The sequence below is a fragment of the Micromonospora sp. CNZ299 genome (assembly GCF_002754415.1).
The window spans coordinates 5,969,626-5,986,542 of the sequence record NZ_PEFG01000001.1; the positions used below are offsets into that span (position 1 = coordinate 5,969,626).

The following is a 16,917-nucleotide window of genomic DNA, read 5'->3' on the forward strand; positions in this document are numbered from 1 at the left end:
CTTGGTACGACCCACCGACGCCGCAACGGGGTCTGGGGCGCTGCCCTACCACATGGCTACGGTCGGGCTGGGAGGGTGAAGTCCAACCTACGGAGCGTGCATGGTGAGTGACGGTGCGACCAACTATGACGCCTCTGCCGTGCGGATCAACGTGGATATGTACTACATGCACCGGTCCGCGAGCGTCTACCTGGCCTCGCTGATCACCAGCCTGCAGGACGACTGGAGGGAAATCGGCAACACCTGGGACCAGCTCAAGATCGGTTGGGTCGGGGAGAGTTCCGAGGCGGCCGACGCGTTCAACGAGCGCCTCCAGGACGTGCAGAACCGCCTGTTCGGCACCCCCGACCCGGCCGACACCACCAAGGTGGAGACCCCGGGCATCCTCGACCGGGTCCGCTACGGCGCCGTGGTGGCGGCGGCGAACTACAACGCCGCCGAGCACGCTGTGACAGACATGTTCGACGCTTTCGTCCACGCCATCGCCGGCGAGGGCGAGGGCGAGGGGGGACCGCAGGACAGCACGATGCCGCCGATCACCGTGGACTACAACACCAACCCGTACCCCACGCCGAAGACCGACGGCTGACGACGCGCCGTGGCGAAGCAGACGAACGGGCACGCGAGCCCTGAGGAGCTGCGCGCGCTCGCTGCCGACTGGCGTGCACAGGCCGATCGACTTGAGTCGCTCGGTGGCACGGTGATGTCGGCCTACAACAGCATCAAGTGGTCTGGGTTCGCATACTTTTCGGCGACTGCCGCGGCGAACGCGGTGAACGTCAAACTGGGCAAGATGGCCGACGCGGCGCGGGAATTCGCGAACTTCCTCGACGAGTACGCCAGCAAGGTTGAGGAGCAGATCAAGCGGGAGAAGGCGGCCACGATCATCCAGATCGTGCTGGCCATCTTCGGTGTGCTCACGATCGGCCTCGCATTCGTGCTGGCACCCGCCCTCGCCGCCCTGTCGAGCCTGCTCGCCAGCCTGCTGCCGGCCATGAGCGCAGTGGCCGGCCGGATCGCCACCATGCTGATCGACTTCGCGCTGGGCTTCCTGACGTTCGGTTCCATGCAGGTCGCGATGGAGTTCGGCATGCGGGGAATCGTCTACGGGGCGATGGACCTGCCGGTGGAGCTGCACAGCTCGGAGCTGCTGCTGAACATCCTGCTCGCGGGCGGGCTGGGCGGTCTGTTCTCGATCCGGGCCGTCAACTCGGTGCCGCGGCTGGGCTCCCGCGGTGCCACTCCCCCGCCGGTCCCGAAGATGCAGGCGTCGCCGAAGGTGTCGCCGGCCACCGGGACGAAAGGCAACACCGTGCAGCTCAACAGCCCGGCGCCGGTCAAGGGCGCGGACATCGCCAACACACCCCGCGTCAACGACACCACGCCCGCGGTGAGCGCCAGCGACATCACGGCCGCGCCGGTGGTGCCGACTGGCAGCCACGCCGCACCAACCGTGTCGGCCTCGTCCGCCGGCGACGTACGCCGTCTGGCGGTCGGCGCGCCGGGCGGCACCAAGTCGGTGAGCGCGTCCACCCAGCAGGGCACCGGTCACGTCAACCAGCCGCTCGGCGCACCGCGCACCACCACGACGACGGCCGCACCACAGGGCGGCACGCACGGCGACGGGCCGCGGATGGCGAACCTCGACCGCACCGTCTCCCCCACCGGCGCGCGCGGCGACTTTTCCCCGCAGGTCAACACCCCGGCGTCGAACGTCGTCCGCCAGCCGCCCCAGCCCACCGTGACCGAGCGGGGCCTGGTCGGGATGGCCGAGGGTCGTGCCACCCCTCGCGAGTCGTCGGCCACCGGCCCGACGATCCACGCCACCCCGCCGACCGGCCCGGCCACCGTGCCGCACGGGACGTCGCTGCCCCCCGCCATGCGCCCCGGCGGCCTGCCCGAGACGTCGGTGCTGAACAGCGGCAACCACCTGATACCGCCGACCGGTCGGCCCGGCGTCACCGACTATGTGCCAGCCACCGCCACCTCGCACACCGTCGCGCCGCACGCGCCCGGGCGCGTGTTCAACGAAACCGCCACCAGCGCCGCGCATCCGACCCCCCACCAACTGCGCGACCACAACGTCAAGTTCTCCGAAGAAATACGCGGCACCACCGCCGGCCCCGTAGCCCCTCGCCATACCCCCGACTTCTCGAAGTCCATCGCCGGGCGCGTACTCGACGAAACCGCCACCGGCGCCACACACCCGACCCCCCAACAACTACGCGAACACCACGTCAATGCCTTCGAAGGAATAGGCGGCACCAAAGCCGACCTCCCCCTCGACTGGTCGAAGCACGGCCCCGGGCGCGTACTCGACGAAACCGCCACCAGCGCCACACACCCGACCCCCCAACAACTACGCGACCACAACGTCAAGTTCTTCGAAGGAAAAGGCGGCTCCGAAAAACCCGACCTCTCCCCCTGGTCCAAGCACGGCCCCGGGCGGGTACTCGACGAAACCGCCATTGGCGCCACACACCCGACCCCCCAACAACTACGCGCCCACCACGAAACGTTCCTCGAAAAGGTGCGTGGCACCACCGGGGCCGACGCTCCGGGGCCTGCGAGCACCCCGACCCCCGGGCGTCAGCTGCTGCAGACCGGCCCCGACGGGCGTGCCGATCTTGTGCGGGTTTCGGCGGAGTCGCGGTTCCCAGCCGAGGTGCGACAGCCCGGCGGCGATGCGCGCCCGACCCCCGAGGGACCCGCCACCGGCCCGGACACGTCCTTGTCCTATGTCGAGCTCCGCGCCGACGGCACGATGGGCCCGACCACGCTGCGCCCGGGCGAGAACGTCCTGCACTCGCAGCCGTTGAACGGCAAGCCGCAGGAGCAGCTCCTCAGCTACTCCCCCGACGGCAGGTCGTGGGACGTCAACTCGGTCACACCGGCGGTTCGTACCGCCGGGGCTGCCCAGCCCCGGCCCACGCAGATGCTCCGGCAGAACCCGGATGGCACCGTGGACCTTCTGACGTTCCACAAGCCGCCGGCGCTCGCGTCGGGGCCGCCGGCGAAACCGCGGCCCGGCGAGCCGAGCTTCCACGACCTGAACGGGCCCGGGGTGCGCCAAGGCTGGCAGTCGCGCTCGTTCAGCCCGGATGAGGGATTCAAGGTCGACCAGATCAGCAGGCCGCAGTTGACCGGGCAAAGGGTCGACGGTAAGGAGCTGTTCTTCCAGCGTGAGCCCACGTCGATGCTGGTCAAGGACCCAGTGAGCCACCAGTGGAGGCCGCTGGGCACGACCGAGGGCGTGGCGACGCTCCCGAAGGGCTGGGGCCGGGCCCCCGACGCGCCGCCCGTCACGGTTGGCAAGCCGGCCGACAACCCGTCGTTCAGCAGGGGGGGCACTGGACAGGGCACGCCGCCGGACAGCGCCCACTACCGCTGGAGCATGGAGAACGGCAAGGTAGAGCCGGTGAAGGTGCCGACCACGTCGCTCGAGGTGGCCGAAATCGGCACGCAGACCCGGTCGGTTTCCATCGGCCGGCAGATGGCCACCGGCGGCACGGGCGGCGGCAACGGGCTCGACTCGCTGCGCATGCTGCCGGACGGCACTCTCGCTCCGGCGAACCCTCGAGCGATCAGCGACCAGATCAGACTCGATCCCAAGTCCGGCGCGATCACCGTGGACGGTGTCCGGCTTACCGGTGGCCACTCGTTCGGCGGAGGCGGCGGCCTGTCCAGCCACGGCCCGTCTCACGGATCGGCGACGCAGCGGCCGGGCGAGGTGGACACGGCGGTGGCCGGGCATTCCGACCGATCGGCCGTGACGCGCGCCGACTCGCGCCTGCAGAACGCGTCGGCTCCACCCGCACCGGCACGGGCGGACGCGGGATCCACTCGGATCGAGCACGGCGCCGTGCCGGTGCGACCGGACCAGGCGGCCACCCGGGCCGACGCTCCGGGGCCTGCCACGCCCCGGGCCAGCACCCCCACCCCCGGGCGTCAGCTGCTGCAGACCGGCCCCGACGGGCGTGCCGATCTTGTGCGGGTTTCGGCGGAGTCGCGGTTCCCAGCCGAGGTGCGACGCCCCGGCGGCGATGCGCGCCCGACCCCCGAGGGACCCGCCACCGGCCCGGACACGTCCTTGTCCCACATCGAGCTGCGCGCCGACGGCACGATGGGCCCGACCACGCTGCGCCGGGGCGAGACTGTCCTGGACTCGCAGCCGTTGAGCGGCAAGATCATCAGCTACTCCCCCGACGGCAGGTCGTGGGACGTCAACTCGGCCACACCGGCGGCTCGTCCGGCCGGGGCTGCCCAGCCCCAGCCCAAGAGGCTCACGCAGATGCTCCGGCAGAACCCGGATGGCACCGTGGACCTTCTGACGTTCCCAACGCCGCCGGCACTCGCGTCGGGGCCGTCGGTGAAACCGCGGCCCGGCGAGCCGAGCTTCCACGACCTAGACGGGCCGGGGGTGCAAAACGGCTGGCACTCACGCTCCATCGACCATTTGAGATACTGGGGCGAGCAGGTCAGCAGGCCGTCGGCCGGGCGACGGGTCGACGGCGGGGATCTGTTCTTCCATCGCGAGCCCAGGTCGTTGCTGGTCAAGGACCAAGCGAGCCACCAGTGGAGGCCGCTGGGCACGACCGAGGGCGTGGGCCCCGGCGCCCCGCCCGGCACGGTTGGCAAGCCGGCCGGCAACCCGTCGTTCGGCAGGGAGGGCACGCCGCCGGACGTCCACTACCGCTGGAGCATGGAGAACGGCAGGGTAGAGCCGGTGAAGGTGCCGGCCACGTCGCTCGAGGTGGTCGAGATCGGCACGCAGAGCCGGTCGGTTTCCATCGACCGGTGGATGGCCACCGGCGGCACGGGCGGCGGCAACGGGCTCGACTCGCTGCGCATGCTGCCGGACGGCACCTTCGTTCCGGCGAACCCACGAACGATCACTCCCGACCAGATCAGACTCGACCCCGAGTCCGGCGCGATCACCATGGACGGTGCCGGACCCACCGGTGGCCACTCGTTCGGCGGGGGCGGCGGCGCCCCGGGTTCGGGGGGAGGCGGTGCTCCGGGTTCGAGGGGAGGCGGCCTGTCCGGCCGCGGCCCGTCTCACGGATCGGCGACGCAGGCCGACGACGGCGCGCTGACCTTCGTCAAGCCGCGCAGCACCGCGGAGAGCAGTGCCGCCGCGATGGCACGGGATGCCCGCACCCACGCCGACGCGGCGGGCGAGCGGTCCGATCCGGGCCGCACGCTGGGCAGTGGCAAGCCCGCGACGCGTGCCGGTGCCGGGGTAGGCGGTCCAGAGGAGGCGAACGCCGCCCGCATCGTCACCAGGGGTGATGACGGTACGTACGTGCTTGGGGCTCCCGCCGAGGCGCCGCGCAACGTGCTTCGCAAGCCACAGCCCGATCAGACGCCCGGCGCGGAGGCGAGAGCCGCCCGCATCATCACCAGGGGCCATGACGGTAAGTACGTGCTCGGGAACCCCGCCGAGGCGCCGCACAACGTGCTTCGCAAGCCACGGCCCGAACAACCGCCCGGCACCGAGGTGCGGACTCCCGACCCGGCGCCCGGTGAGCACCCGGCGGGAACCATGCCGGCTGCCCTGGCCACGCCAGCTGCCCCGGCGCACGACGCGGCCCCCGGCACGCCGGTGGACGCCCTGGCGACACCGCAGGTAGTGGCGAAACCGCAGGCACCGCCGGTCGTGCTGGACCCGACGCCGCCGCCGGCACCGACCGTACCGATGCGCTCACCGCTTGCCCACGAAGCGCTCTACGTCACCGCGATGCCCCATGGCCTCTCGTTGACCGGACAGGGCAACGTCGTACACCTCCACACAGGGATGGAACCCACCCGACTGGTGCTACGCCCCGGCCCGGACCTGACCATCGTCATCGACAGCTCAGTGACCAACCTGCCGGACATCAGGGCAACGCTGACCAAGCTGCACCCGTCGCAGCCCCCCGTATCAACCGTCGAATTCGTCGGCGCCCGCCAGCCGATCACGCCGGAACGCGCCCAGCAGATCGCGGACCGACTGCTCGCCGGCCTACCTGGCAACCCGCAGATCAGCCTGCTCGCGGCCGCCCTCACCGACGCCCCGACCGGGGCACCAGCCGCAAAGTCGTACCGGTTCGGCGCCAGCAACGGCGCTCCGACAAACCCGCCCGGAGAGTACGACCTCCCGGCCGCCCTGGCGCACGACCTGGCCCCCCGCACGCCGGCCGGCGCAGTGGCAAAACCGGAGGCGCCGCCGGTGATGGTGGAGCCGACGCCGGCACCCGCCCTGCCGATGCGCGCGCCGCTTACCCACGAGGCGCCGTACGGCACCGCGATGCCCTACGGCCTCTCGATGACCATGCAGGACAACGTGGTACACCTCTACGCCGGGGCGGGGCCCACCAGGCTGGTGCTGCGCCCCGGCCCGGGCCTGACCGTCGTCGTCGACGCCTCGGTGACCAGCCTGCCGGCAATCCGCGCGGCGCTCGCCGAGCTGCACCCGTCGCAGCCACCCGTGTCAACCGTCGAGTTCGTCGGCACCCGCCAGCCGGTCACACCGGAGCGGGCACAGCAGATCGCAGACCGGCTGCTCACAGGCCTACCCGGCAACCCGCAGATCAGCCTGCTTGCCTCTGCCCTCACCAGCGCCCCGACCGGGGCGCCGGCCGCAGAGTCGTACCGGTTCGGCGCCAGCAACGGCGCTCCGACAAACCCGCCCGGAGACTCCACCCTGAACCAGGCCGCGCGGACGCAGCAGTGGACGGCGCGGCAGGACGCGCTGCGCACCGACTACGCCGCCCGGATCGACACCGCGCGGCACGTTGAGCAGTTCCGGCCCGATCTCGTCGGCGCCTTTGGCAACGCGGTGACCGGCGCGGCCGCCCGGACCGAGCGGAGCCCGCAGCTCGTGTCGCTCGACGGGCTGACCGCCGAGGTGGCCGACCGGTTCCGGGCGGAATTCATCGCCTCCGGGCGCTACCTGTTCGACCAGGTGTGGGACCCGGTGATCGCCATGGGCGCTCGCCGCTACGACCGGGCGTTCCAGGCGGCCGAGCACGAGTGGCAGGTGCGCTACGAGCAACTGCTGAACGCCATACGCGGCACCGCGTTCCTCTATCTGCAGGCGCACCGTCACGAGGCGGCCGTGCAGGCCGCCGTACTCGAGGCGCGCGACGCGGGCCGGCACGTGTCGGAGACGGCCGTGCAGGCCTTCTACAACGACGCCCGGACCAGGCTACGCACGGCTTTCGACGAGTCGGCGGATCCGACGGGGGCGCAGCAGTGGGAGGCGCTCGCCACCACCATCGAGGCCAGCATCCCCGGGTACTTCAGCGAGGAGGCGCTGCGCCGGCACGCGAACGCGAACACCCCCGCCGAGGGCGACGACACCACGCGGCTGCTGGAGGCGACGCCAACGGCGTACGAGAGCGCCGCGCGCCCGGTCGTCGACCAGGCCCGCGCGGACATCCACGCGGCCCTGAACCGTCCCGACCCGGACATCGACGCCGCCACCCAGCAATGGATCACCCATCTACTTGACGGCGATATCCGGGAGGCCACCACCTACGCCCAGACCTGGGCCGAACGTGGCGGCGACACTCCGGCGGTGGTAGCCGCCGCAGTGGACGGACTGCGGGACATACTCAGCGACCTGGTGCGTTCGATACCCCTCCTGCTGCTGCACCACGCCCTGCTCGGCGAGCAGGTGCGCGCCGCCGGTTCCGCCTTCGACGACCTGCCCACCATCGACCTGCCGGCACCGGTCAGCGAAGCGCTAAGCCAGTCGTTCACGCTGGACTGGCTGACCGCGTACGACGAGCTGTTCCGCGGCGACGCGGTGGCGACCACCGAGTTGCACGAGCTCCCGGGGACCGTCCAGCTGGCCACGGCCGGACTGGAGCTGCTCGGCGGGGTACCCGGGGTGCCGGGTGAGCAGGTCCAGGCGCTCCCGATCAGCGACTCCGAGTTGACCGCTCCGGCGCCCGATACGCGGACGGCGGCGGACGAGGCGGCCGACACCCTGGCCGCGACCGGGCACGCTGATATCCGCGACGCCTTCCTCACCGAGGCCGACCCGGTCCGCCGGAACACGCTGCTCGCCGGGCTGCTCGGCGAGAGCGACGCGGTGCTGAGCGCCCTGCCCGCGTTGCACACCGGCCTGCCGGTTGTGACAGCCTCGGACGCGGCAATGGCGCGGTTGCTGGGATACGCCCACGACGCCACCCGGGGTGAGCCGCTGCCGACAGCCGAGGTGCACGCCGCGGCCCTGGATCTACACCTCGAGACGAAGCTGACGCTGATGGACGGTCTGAGGCTGCTGGCCATCGCCAATCCGGCACGACGGCCGGTGCTGGACACCCTCGGTGCGCTGATCCTGGACTGTTGAGCGGGCGAGAGGAACCGGCCGGCCACCACTGCCGACTGCCCGCCCAGCACCCTGCTCTCCGCCACCGTCCATCACCGAGGGCCTGGCCCAGCTCACCACCTAAGTGCAGCGCAGCGCGGACGAGCAGGTGCTCTGGCTGGCGTCCGACGAGTACGGCACCCCTCGTATGCCACGACCCCAGGACAACGGCACGCCCACGCTCAAGGTCGACGGCAGCCAGGACCAGGCACCGCGGTGCTGGAGCGCGACGACGCGCGCGTTGCTGCTGGACGCGACGCGCCTCGGTCCGACGACGTCTGGCATGAGCTTGGAGACTCCAGGACGCCGGCTTCCGCGTCGAGATAGAGCAGCAGCGGCCTGCGTTCCGGTCCGTGCAGCCGGTCGTGGCCGGTGTCGAAAGCCGGTCCCGTCTCGGCGTCGCCCGAGTCGAACACGCGGACCGGTTCGACACCGACGATCGCGTCACGCGCTCACAGCAGCGCCGCGTTCATCTTCGCCCGCTGGTAGGCGGGCGTCGCGGTATCCGGTACTTACATCTCGACCAGCGGGACCGGCAGGTCCGAGCCGGTCAGAGCGCGCATGGGCGTGGCGATAGCGCCGGCCAGCTCGGTCACCGGTGCGTCGAGCCCCAGCACGTACGCCCACACGCCGTCGGGCCGCCACGCCCGCCAGCGAACCGCGCAGGCCGGCGGTGACGCCCGGGGCGGCATCGTCGGCGGTCGCGGTGCGCAGCGGCTCGGGCGCGGCCGTCAGATCGAGCGCCGGTGGCAGGTGCGCCACCCACTCCGAGCGCAGGTCCGCGCGCGTGAACCTCCGGCGAGGGGTCGGCTCGCGGGCCGTTCGGCAGGCCACCGGGTAGGTATGCCTGGAGCGGCCGCCGAGCGTTCGCGTCCCAGTCGAGCCCGGTGCCGGGGACTGCGGCCGCCGCCCGGCCGCGTCCCCGTCCGCCAGGGCAATCCGGGCTTGCGCGAGCATCGTCGGGCACGCCGCTGGCGGCACGCGGCAGCAGTCGGTGCAGCGACGTCTCCGGCGGGTCGGCGAATTACGTCGGCGTGCTGTCGCCTTTCTCTTTTACCCGGCTACTGCTGGATCGACTGGAAGATCTCGTTGAGCGAGCCCATCCGGCGCTCGGTCATGTCGCGCAACTGTGCACCGGCGTCCTGAAGGGCGGCGAGCATCAGCTCCTCCATCTCCTCCGGGTCGATGTCGGTGAACAGGTTCGGATTCAGGTGTACGGCGGTGAAGGTGCCAGCCGCGGTCATCGAGACCCGCACCGCACCGTTGGCGGCCGTGCCGGTGACCTCGGTGGCCGACAGCCGGTCGCGCATGGCGGCCATCTGCTCCTGCACCGCCTGCGCCTGCTCCAACATCCGGTCCAAGTCCGACATGGGATCCTCCCTCAGCGCCCTGACCAGGTACGCACGTTGGCCCATTCGCCCTCGGCGTAGTTGTTCCACGACAGGTTCATCGCCGACGCGATCCTGCCAAGTACACCGGTCGGGCCGAACAGGCCGTCTGCGGCGATGTTCCACTCCTGCTGCAGACCTTGGTAATAGGACTGGGCCGGGCCCTGCCACTGGTCCTGCAGGGGCATCAACTTGTTGATCAGCGCCGCGAGTTGCTCTTCGATTTCGGCGGCTTTGGCGTTGAGCGTCTGCCCGGCCATCTCCAGTTCCGCCGGGACGCGCAGGTTACTGGTGGTGGGATCTGGCATGGATCTGTCCTGTCTCGTGGCGGAGGGCTAGAGGTTCGCGCCGGGGATGTCCTGGTTGACGGCGACGAGGCTGTTGATGTTGGCCTGCTCGGCATCGACGTAGTTGTGGAAGTTGCCGCGCAGGCCACTGCCGATGTCGGTCAGCGCGTTGTGCAGCATCCGGCCGAACACGTCGAAGTCGTGCATGAGGATCTCGAACTGCCCGGCCGCGACGCCGTGCCAGATCGCCTGCATCTGCACCACAGTCGTCCGCAGGTTGGCCAGTTCACCGTCGATATCCGTCGCGGTCACGTCACAGCTGGCCGCGGCGTCCATGATCATTTCCGGTGTTACGAGAATGTGGTCCATCGCAACTTCTTCCTTCCGCTGCCGTCGACAGCTGTTATGCCTTCATCAGGATGGTGGTGCCCGCGCGGACAGCGCGAGTGACCTCTTTGCGGGACACCGCGACAGTCCCCGGTTCAGCGCTGCGTCATCCTGGTCTCGGCGGTCATGCTCTTGAGGTTCGCTCCCTCGGCCGCGACGTAGGTGTCGTACGACTTCTGCATCGCCGTGAGGGCGTCATCGAGCAGGCCGCGGGTGTCGGTGGTGAGCTTCTTCAGGTCGGTGGTGAGGGCCTCGTACTTGTCCCCCGCCGGGCTGTTCCACGAGTAGCAGATTGACTCCAGGTGGGTCGCCATCGCATTGAGGCTGCTCTCGATCGAGTCACGCTGCTTACGCACACTGCCGATCGACTCCCCGAGCAGCGGGATCTGCACGGCGTACTCGTAGCGCATGCCGTCCACGATCACGGCGACCGGCTTGCCATTGCCGTCGGTGACCACCCCGTTCTTCGGGTCGTACATGAGGGTGGTGAGCCCATCGGCCCCGTACGAGATGGTGATGCTCTTGCCGTCCTTGCTCCCGTGCAACGGGCGGCCCTGACCGTCGAACGCGTCGTAGATCCACCCGTCGGCCTGCATCAGTACGACGTCCCCGTCGGGGTTGCGGTTGACGACTGTCCCGTCCCGGTACGTCCACACACTCGAACCGTCGCCGGCGTACTTGATGTCCACGGCGTTGTTCTTGCCGTCCTCGGTGGCGTGCGTGGGCCGTCCCTGCTCGTCGAACGTGTCGAACGTCCACCCGCCGGCCTGCATCCCCGTCACGGCTCCCGCCGGGTCCCGCTGGATCGTCGTGCCGTCGCCGTACTTCCAAGTACTCGACCCGTCCGGGGCGTACGTGATGGTGACCTGCTGGGCCGGCTGCCCGTTCGTGCTCGGCACGGTGCCGTGCGTGGGGTTGCCCATCCCGTCGAACCGGTCGAAGGTCGTGCCGTCCTTCAGCACCTGCCGGGTGGTGTCGCCCTCGGCGTTGCGGTAGACCTTGGTGCCGTCGCCCTGGTAGCTCCAGATGCTCGACCCGTCGGCGCCGTAGGTGATGTCGACCTGCTGCCCGGGTCGCCCGTCCTGCCCCGGCACGGTTCCGTGGGTGGGCCTGCCGTCGCCGTTGAACCGGTCGTAGACGCTGCCGTCCTTCAGCTCCTGCCGGGTCACCGTCCCGTCCGCAGCGCGGAAAACCTTCGACCCGTCGCCCTGGTAGCTCCAGACACTCGACCCATCGGCGCCGTACGTGATGGCGACCTGCTGCCCGGGTCCCCCGTCCTGCCCCGGCACGGTTCCGTGGGTGGGCCTGCCATCGCCGTTGAACCGGTCGAAGACGGTGCCCTCGGAGGTGGTCTGCCGAATCACCGCGCCGTCAGGGTTGCGGTCGACCTTGGTGCCGTCGGCGTAGGTCCAGGTGCTGCTGCCGTCACCGCCGTAAGTGATGTCCACCGCTTGGGCCGGCTGCCCATCGGTCCCCGGCACGGTGCCGTGCGTCGGCCTGCCATCGCCGTTGAACCGGTCGAAGACGGTGCCCTCGGAGGTGGTCTGCCGAATCACCGCGCCGTCAGGGTTGCGGTCGACCTTGGTGCCGTCGGCGTAGGTCCAGGTGCTGCCGCCGTCACCGCCGTAAGTGATGTCCACCGCTTGGGCCGGCTGCCCATCGGTCCCCGGCACGGTGCCGTGCGTGGGCTTGCCGTCGGCGGTGAACCGGTCGAACGTCGCGCCATCCGCGGTCACCTCACGGGTGACGTCACCAGCGGCGTTGCGGTCGACCTTGGTGCCGTCCGCGTAGGTCCACGTGCTGCTGCCGTCACCGCCGTAAGCGATGTCCACCGCCTGCGCCGGCTGCCCATCCGACCCCGGCACCGTGCCGTGCGTGGGCTTGCCATCAGGGGTGAACCGGTCGAACGTCGCGCCATCCGCGGTCACCTCACGGGTGACGTCACCGGCGGCGTTGCGGTCGACCTTGGTGCCGTCCGCGTAGGTCCACGTGCTGCTGCCGTCACCGCCGTAAGCGATGTCCACCGCCTGCGCCGGCTGCCCATCCGACCCCGGCACCGTGCCGTGCGTGGGCTTGCCATCAGGGGTGAACCGGTCGAACGTCGCGCCATCCGCGGTCACCTCACGGGTGACGTCACCGGCGGCGTTGCGGTCGACCTTGGTGCCGTCCGCGTAGGTCCACGTGCTGCTGCCGTCACCGCCGTAAGCGATGTCCACCGCCTGCGCCGGCTGCCCATCCGACCCCGGCACCGTGCCGTGCGTGGGCTTGCCATCAGGGGTGAACCGGTCGAACGTCGCGCCATCCGCGCTCACCTCACGGGTGACGTCACCGGCGGCATTGCGGTCGACCTTGGTGCCGTCCGCGTAGGTCCACGTGCTGCTGCCGTCACCGCCGTAAGCGATGTCCACCGCCTGCGCCGGCTGCCCATCCGACCCCGGCACCGTGCCGTGCGTGGGCTTGCCCTCGGGGGTGAACCGGTCGAACGTCGCGCCATCCGCGCTCACCTCACGGGTGACGTCACCGGCGGCACTACGGTCCACGGTCGTGCCGTCCGCGTAGGTCCACGTGCTGCTGCCGTCACCGCCGTAAGCAATCGAGACGTCCTGCGCCGGCTGCCCATCGACCCCCGGCACCGTGCCGTGCGTGGGCTTGCCCTCGGGGGTGAACCGGTCGAACGTCGCGCCATCCGCGCTCACCTCACGGGTGACGTCACCGGCGGCACTACGGTCCACGGTCGTGCCGTCCGCGTAGGTCCACGTGCTGCTGCCGTCACCGCCGTAAGCAATCGAGACGTCCTGCGCCGGCTGCCCATCGACCCCCGGCACCGTGCCGTGCGTCGGCTTGCCCTCGGGGGTGAACCGGTCGAACGTCGCCCCATCCGCGCTCACCTCACGGGTGACGTCACCAGCGGCGCTGCGGTCGACCTTGGTGCCGTCGGCATACGTCCACGTGCTGCTGCCGTCACCGCCGTAAGCAATCGAGACGTCCTGCGCCGGCTGCCCATCGACCCCCGGCACCGTGCCGTGCGTCGGCTTGCCATCAGCGGTGAACCGGTCGAACGTCGCCCCATCCGCGCTCACCTCACGCGTGACGTCACCGGCCGCGCTGCGGTCGACCTTGGTGCCGTCGGCATACGTCCACGTGCTGCTGCCGTCAGCCCCGTAAGCAATCGACACGTCCTGCGCCGGCTGCCCATCAGCCCCCGGCACCGTGCCGTGCGTCGGCCTGCCATCAGCGGTGAACCGGTCGAACGTCGCCCCATCCGCGCTCACCTCACGCGTGACATCACCAGCGGCACTACGGTCCACCGTCGTGCCGTCCGCGTAGGTCCACGTACTCGACCCGTCACCGCCATAAGCAATCGACACGTCCTGCGCCGGCTGCCCATCAGCCCCCGGCACCGTGCCGTGCGTCGGCTTGCCCTCGGGGGTGAACCGGTCGAACGTCGCCCCATCCGCGCTCACCTCACGCGTGACGTCACCAGCGGCGCTGCGGTCGACCTTGGTGCCGTCGGCATACGTCCACGTACTCGACCCGTCGGCGCCATAAGCAATCGACACGTCCTGCGCGGGCTGCCCATCGGCGCCTGGCACGGTGCCGTGCGTGGGCTTGCCCTCGGGGGTGAACCGGTCGAACGTCGCCCCATCCGCGCTCACCTCACGCGTGACGTCACCAGCGGCGCTGCGGTCGACCTTGGTGCCGTCGGCATACGTCCACGTACTCGACCCGTCGGCGCCATAAGCAATCGACACGTCCTGCGCGGGCTGCCCATCGGCGCCTGGCACGGTGCCGTGCGTGGGCTTGCCCTCGGGGGTGAACCGGTCGAACGTCGCCCCATCCGCGCTCACCTCACGCGTGACGTCACCAGCGGCGTTGCGGTCGACCTTGGTGCCGTCGGCATACGTCCACGTACTCGACCCGTCGGCGCCATAAGCAATCGACACGTCCTGCGCGGGCTGCCCATCGGCGCCTGGCACGGTGCCGTGCGTGGGCTTGCCCTCGGGGGTGAACCGGTCGAACGTCGCCCCATCCGCGCTCACCTCACGCGTGACGTCACCAGCGGCGTTGCGGTCGACCTTGGTGCCGTCGGCATACGTCCACGTACTCGACCCGTCGGCGCCATAAGCAATCGACACGTCCTGCGCCGGCTGCCCATCAGCCCCCGGCACCGTGCCGTGCGTCGGCCTGCCATCAGCAGTGAACCGATCGAACGACGCACCATCCGCGCTCACCTCACGGGTGACGTCACCAGCGGCGTTGCGGTCGACCTTGGTGCCGTCCGCATACGTCCACGTGCTGCTGCCGTCACCGCCGTAGGCGATGTCCACCGCCTGCGCGGGCTGCCCATCCGACCCTGGCACGGTGCCGTGCGTCGGCTTGCCATCAGGGGTGAACCGGTCGAACGTCGCACCATCCGCGCTCACCTGACGCGTGACGTCACCAGCGGCACTACGGTCCACCGTCGTGCCGTCCGCGTAGGTCCACGTACTCGACCCGTCACCGCCATAAGCAATCGACACGTCCTGCGCCGGCTGCCCATCAGCCCCCGGCACCGTGCCATGCGTCGGCCTGCCATCGACGGTGAACCGATCGAACGACGCACCATCCGCGCTCACCTCACGCGTAACGTCACCAGCGGCACTACGGTCCACCGTCGAGCCGTCCGCATAGGTCCACGTGCTCGACCCGTCGGTGCCGTAAGCGATCGAGACGTCCTGCGCGGGCTGCCCATCCGACCCTGGCACGGTGCCGTGCGTCGGCCTGCCATCAGCAGTGAACCTGTCGAACGTCGCACCATCCGCGGTCACCTCACGCGTGACGTCACCAGCGGCACTACGATCCACCGTCGTACCGTCCGCATACGTCCACGTGCTGCTGCCATCACCGCCGTAGGCAATGTCCACCGCCTGCGCCGGCTGCCCATCCGACCCCGGCACCGTGCCGTGCGTCGGCTTGCCATCGCCGTTGAACCGATCGAAGGACGCGCCATCCGCGGTCACCTCACGGGTGACGTCACCAACCGCATCACGATCCACGGTCGTGCCGTCCGCATACTTCCAGGTGCTACTGCCGTCACCGCCGTAGGCAATGTCCACGGCCTGCGCCGGCTGCCCATCGGCCCCAGGCACGGTGCCGTGCGTCGGCCTGCCATCAGCAGTGAACCGGTCGAACGACGCACCATCAGCCGTCGCCTGACGCCTAACGTCACCAACCGCATCACGATCCACGGTCGTGCCGTCCGCATACTTCCAGGTGCTACTGCCGTCACCGCCGTAGGCAATGTCCACGGCCTGCGCCGGCTGCCCATCCGACCCTGGCACGGTGCCATTGGTCGGCTTGCCGTCGACGGTGAACTGGTCGAACGACGCACCATCCGCAGTCGCCTGACGCGTAACGTCACCAGCGCCATTCCGATCGACGGTCGTGCCGTCGGCGTACGTCCACGTACTCGACCCGTCACCGCCGTAAGCGACCGACACGTCCTGCGCCGGTTGCCCATCCGACCCCGGCACCGTGCCGTGGGTGGGCCTGCCATCAGCGGTGAACTGGTCGAACGACGCACCATCCGCAGTGATCTGACGCGTAACGTCACCAGCCGCATTGCGATCGACCGTTGTGCCGTCCGCGTAGGTCCAGGTGCTGCTGCCGTCGCCGCCGTAGGCGATGTCCACCGCCTGCGCCGGCTGCCCATCCGACCCCGGCACCGTGCCATGCGTCGGTCTGCCATCAGCGGTGAACCCGTCGAACAACGCACCATCAGCCGTCACCTGACGCGTAACCTCACCAGCCGCATTCCGATCCACCGACGTGCCGTCCGCATACGACCACGTACTCGACCCGTCACCGCCGTACGTGATGGAGACGTCCTGGTTTCCCGGAAGGGTCCCGTGGGTGGGCCTGCCATCAGCGGTGAACCCGTCGAACGACGCACCATCAGCCGTCACCTGACGCGTAACCTCACCAGCCGCATTCCGATCCACCGACGTGCCATCCGCATACGACCACGTACTCGACCCATCACCGCCGTACGTGATGGAGACGTCCTGGTTTCCCGGAAGGGTCCCGTGCGTCGGCCTGCCATCAGCGGTGAACCCGTCGAACGACGCACCATCAGCCGTCACCTGACGCGTAACCTCACCAGCCGCATTCCGATCCACCGACGTGCCATCCGCATACGACCACGTACTCGACCCATCACCGCCGTACGTGATGGAGACGTCCTGGTTTCCCGGAAGGGTCCCGTGGGTGGGTTTGCCGTCGGCGGTGAACCCGTCGAAGACGGTTCCGTCGGGGAGTTGCTGGCGCACGGGATGGCCGTCGCTGTCGTAGTCGACGACTGTGCCGTCGGCGCTGGTCTCGGTGGGCACGTCGGTCTCCTCGACTGGCGGCGGGCATGCGCTTCGAGACTAGGAGCGACGACAGAGCAGACGGCAAGACACTTGTTCGGGGACGTCGGAGGCTGTTTCGGGAGGAACTTTGCGACGTCCTCGAACCG

General features: G+C 70.1%; 7 protein-coding genes. 2 read left to right on the forward strand and 5 right to left on the reverse strand.

Translation table 11 applies throughout. The features are described from left to right. Positions 1 to 100 precede the first annotated feature (100 nt). Both CLT68_RS27255 and CLT68_RS27260 read left to right on the forward strand, forming a co-directional pair. A complete protein-coding gene (locus tag CLT68_RS27255) occupies positions 101 to 589 on the forward strand; it encodes a hypothetical protein (protein WP_099855196.1) in 489 nt (162 codons plus the stop codon). 9 nt (positions 590 to 598) lie between these two features. Beyond that, the gene (locus CLT68_RS27260; RefSeq protein WP_099855199.1) at positions 599 to 8,341 is read left to right on the forward strand and encodes a hypothetical protein; all 7,743 of its coding nucleotides are present in this window, start codon (positions 599 to 601) and stop codon (positions 8,339 to 8,341) included. 530 nt (positions 8,342 to 8,871) lie between these two features. On the opposite strand, the gene CLT68_RS27265 is transcribed toward CLT68_RS27260, so the two are convergent. From CLT68_RS27265 to CLT68_RS27285, 5 genes are all read right to left on the reverse strand, one after another. Then, complete coding sequence (locus CLT68_RS27265; protein ID WP_099855201.1) at positions 8,872 to 9,051, reverse strand: hypothetical protein; 180 nt, start codon at positions 9,049 to 9,051, stop codon at positions 8,872 to 8,874. 369 nt (positions 9,052 to 9,420) lie between these two features. Further along, complete coding sequence (locus tag CLT68_RS27270; RefSeq protein ID WP_158240942.1) at positions 9,421 to 9,729, reverse strand: YbaB/EbfC family nucleoid-associated protein; 309 nt, start codon at positions 9,727 to 9,729, stop codon at positions 9,421 to 9,423. Positions 9,730 to 9,740: 11 nt separating this feature from the next. Further along, the gene (locus tag CLT68_RS27275) at positions 9,741 to 10,055 is read right to left on the reverse strand and encodes a WXG100 family type VII secretion target (protein WP_099855205.1); all 315 of its coding nucleotides are present in this window, start codon (positions 10,053 to 10,055) and stop codon (positions 9,741 to 9,743) included. A gap of 27 nt (positions 10,056 to 10,082) precedes the next feature. Next, entirely contained in the window at positions 10,083 to 10,403 is a 321-nt protein-coding gene (locus CLT68_RS27280; RefSeq protein WP_099855207.1) for a WXG100 family type VII secretion target, read from the reverse strand. Positions 10,404 to 10,516: 113 nt separating this feature from the next. Next, on the reverse strand, positions 10,517 to 16,789 hold the full coding sequence (locus CLT68_RS27285) for a hypothetical protein (protein WP_158240943.1): 6,273 nt from the start codon (positions 16,787 to 16,789) through the stop codon (positions 10,517 to 10,519). Between the last annotated feature and the right edge of the window lie 128 nt (positions 16,790 to 16,917).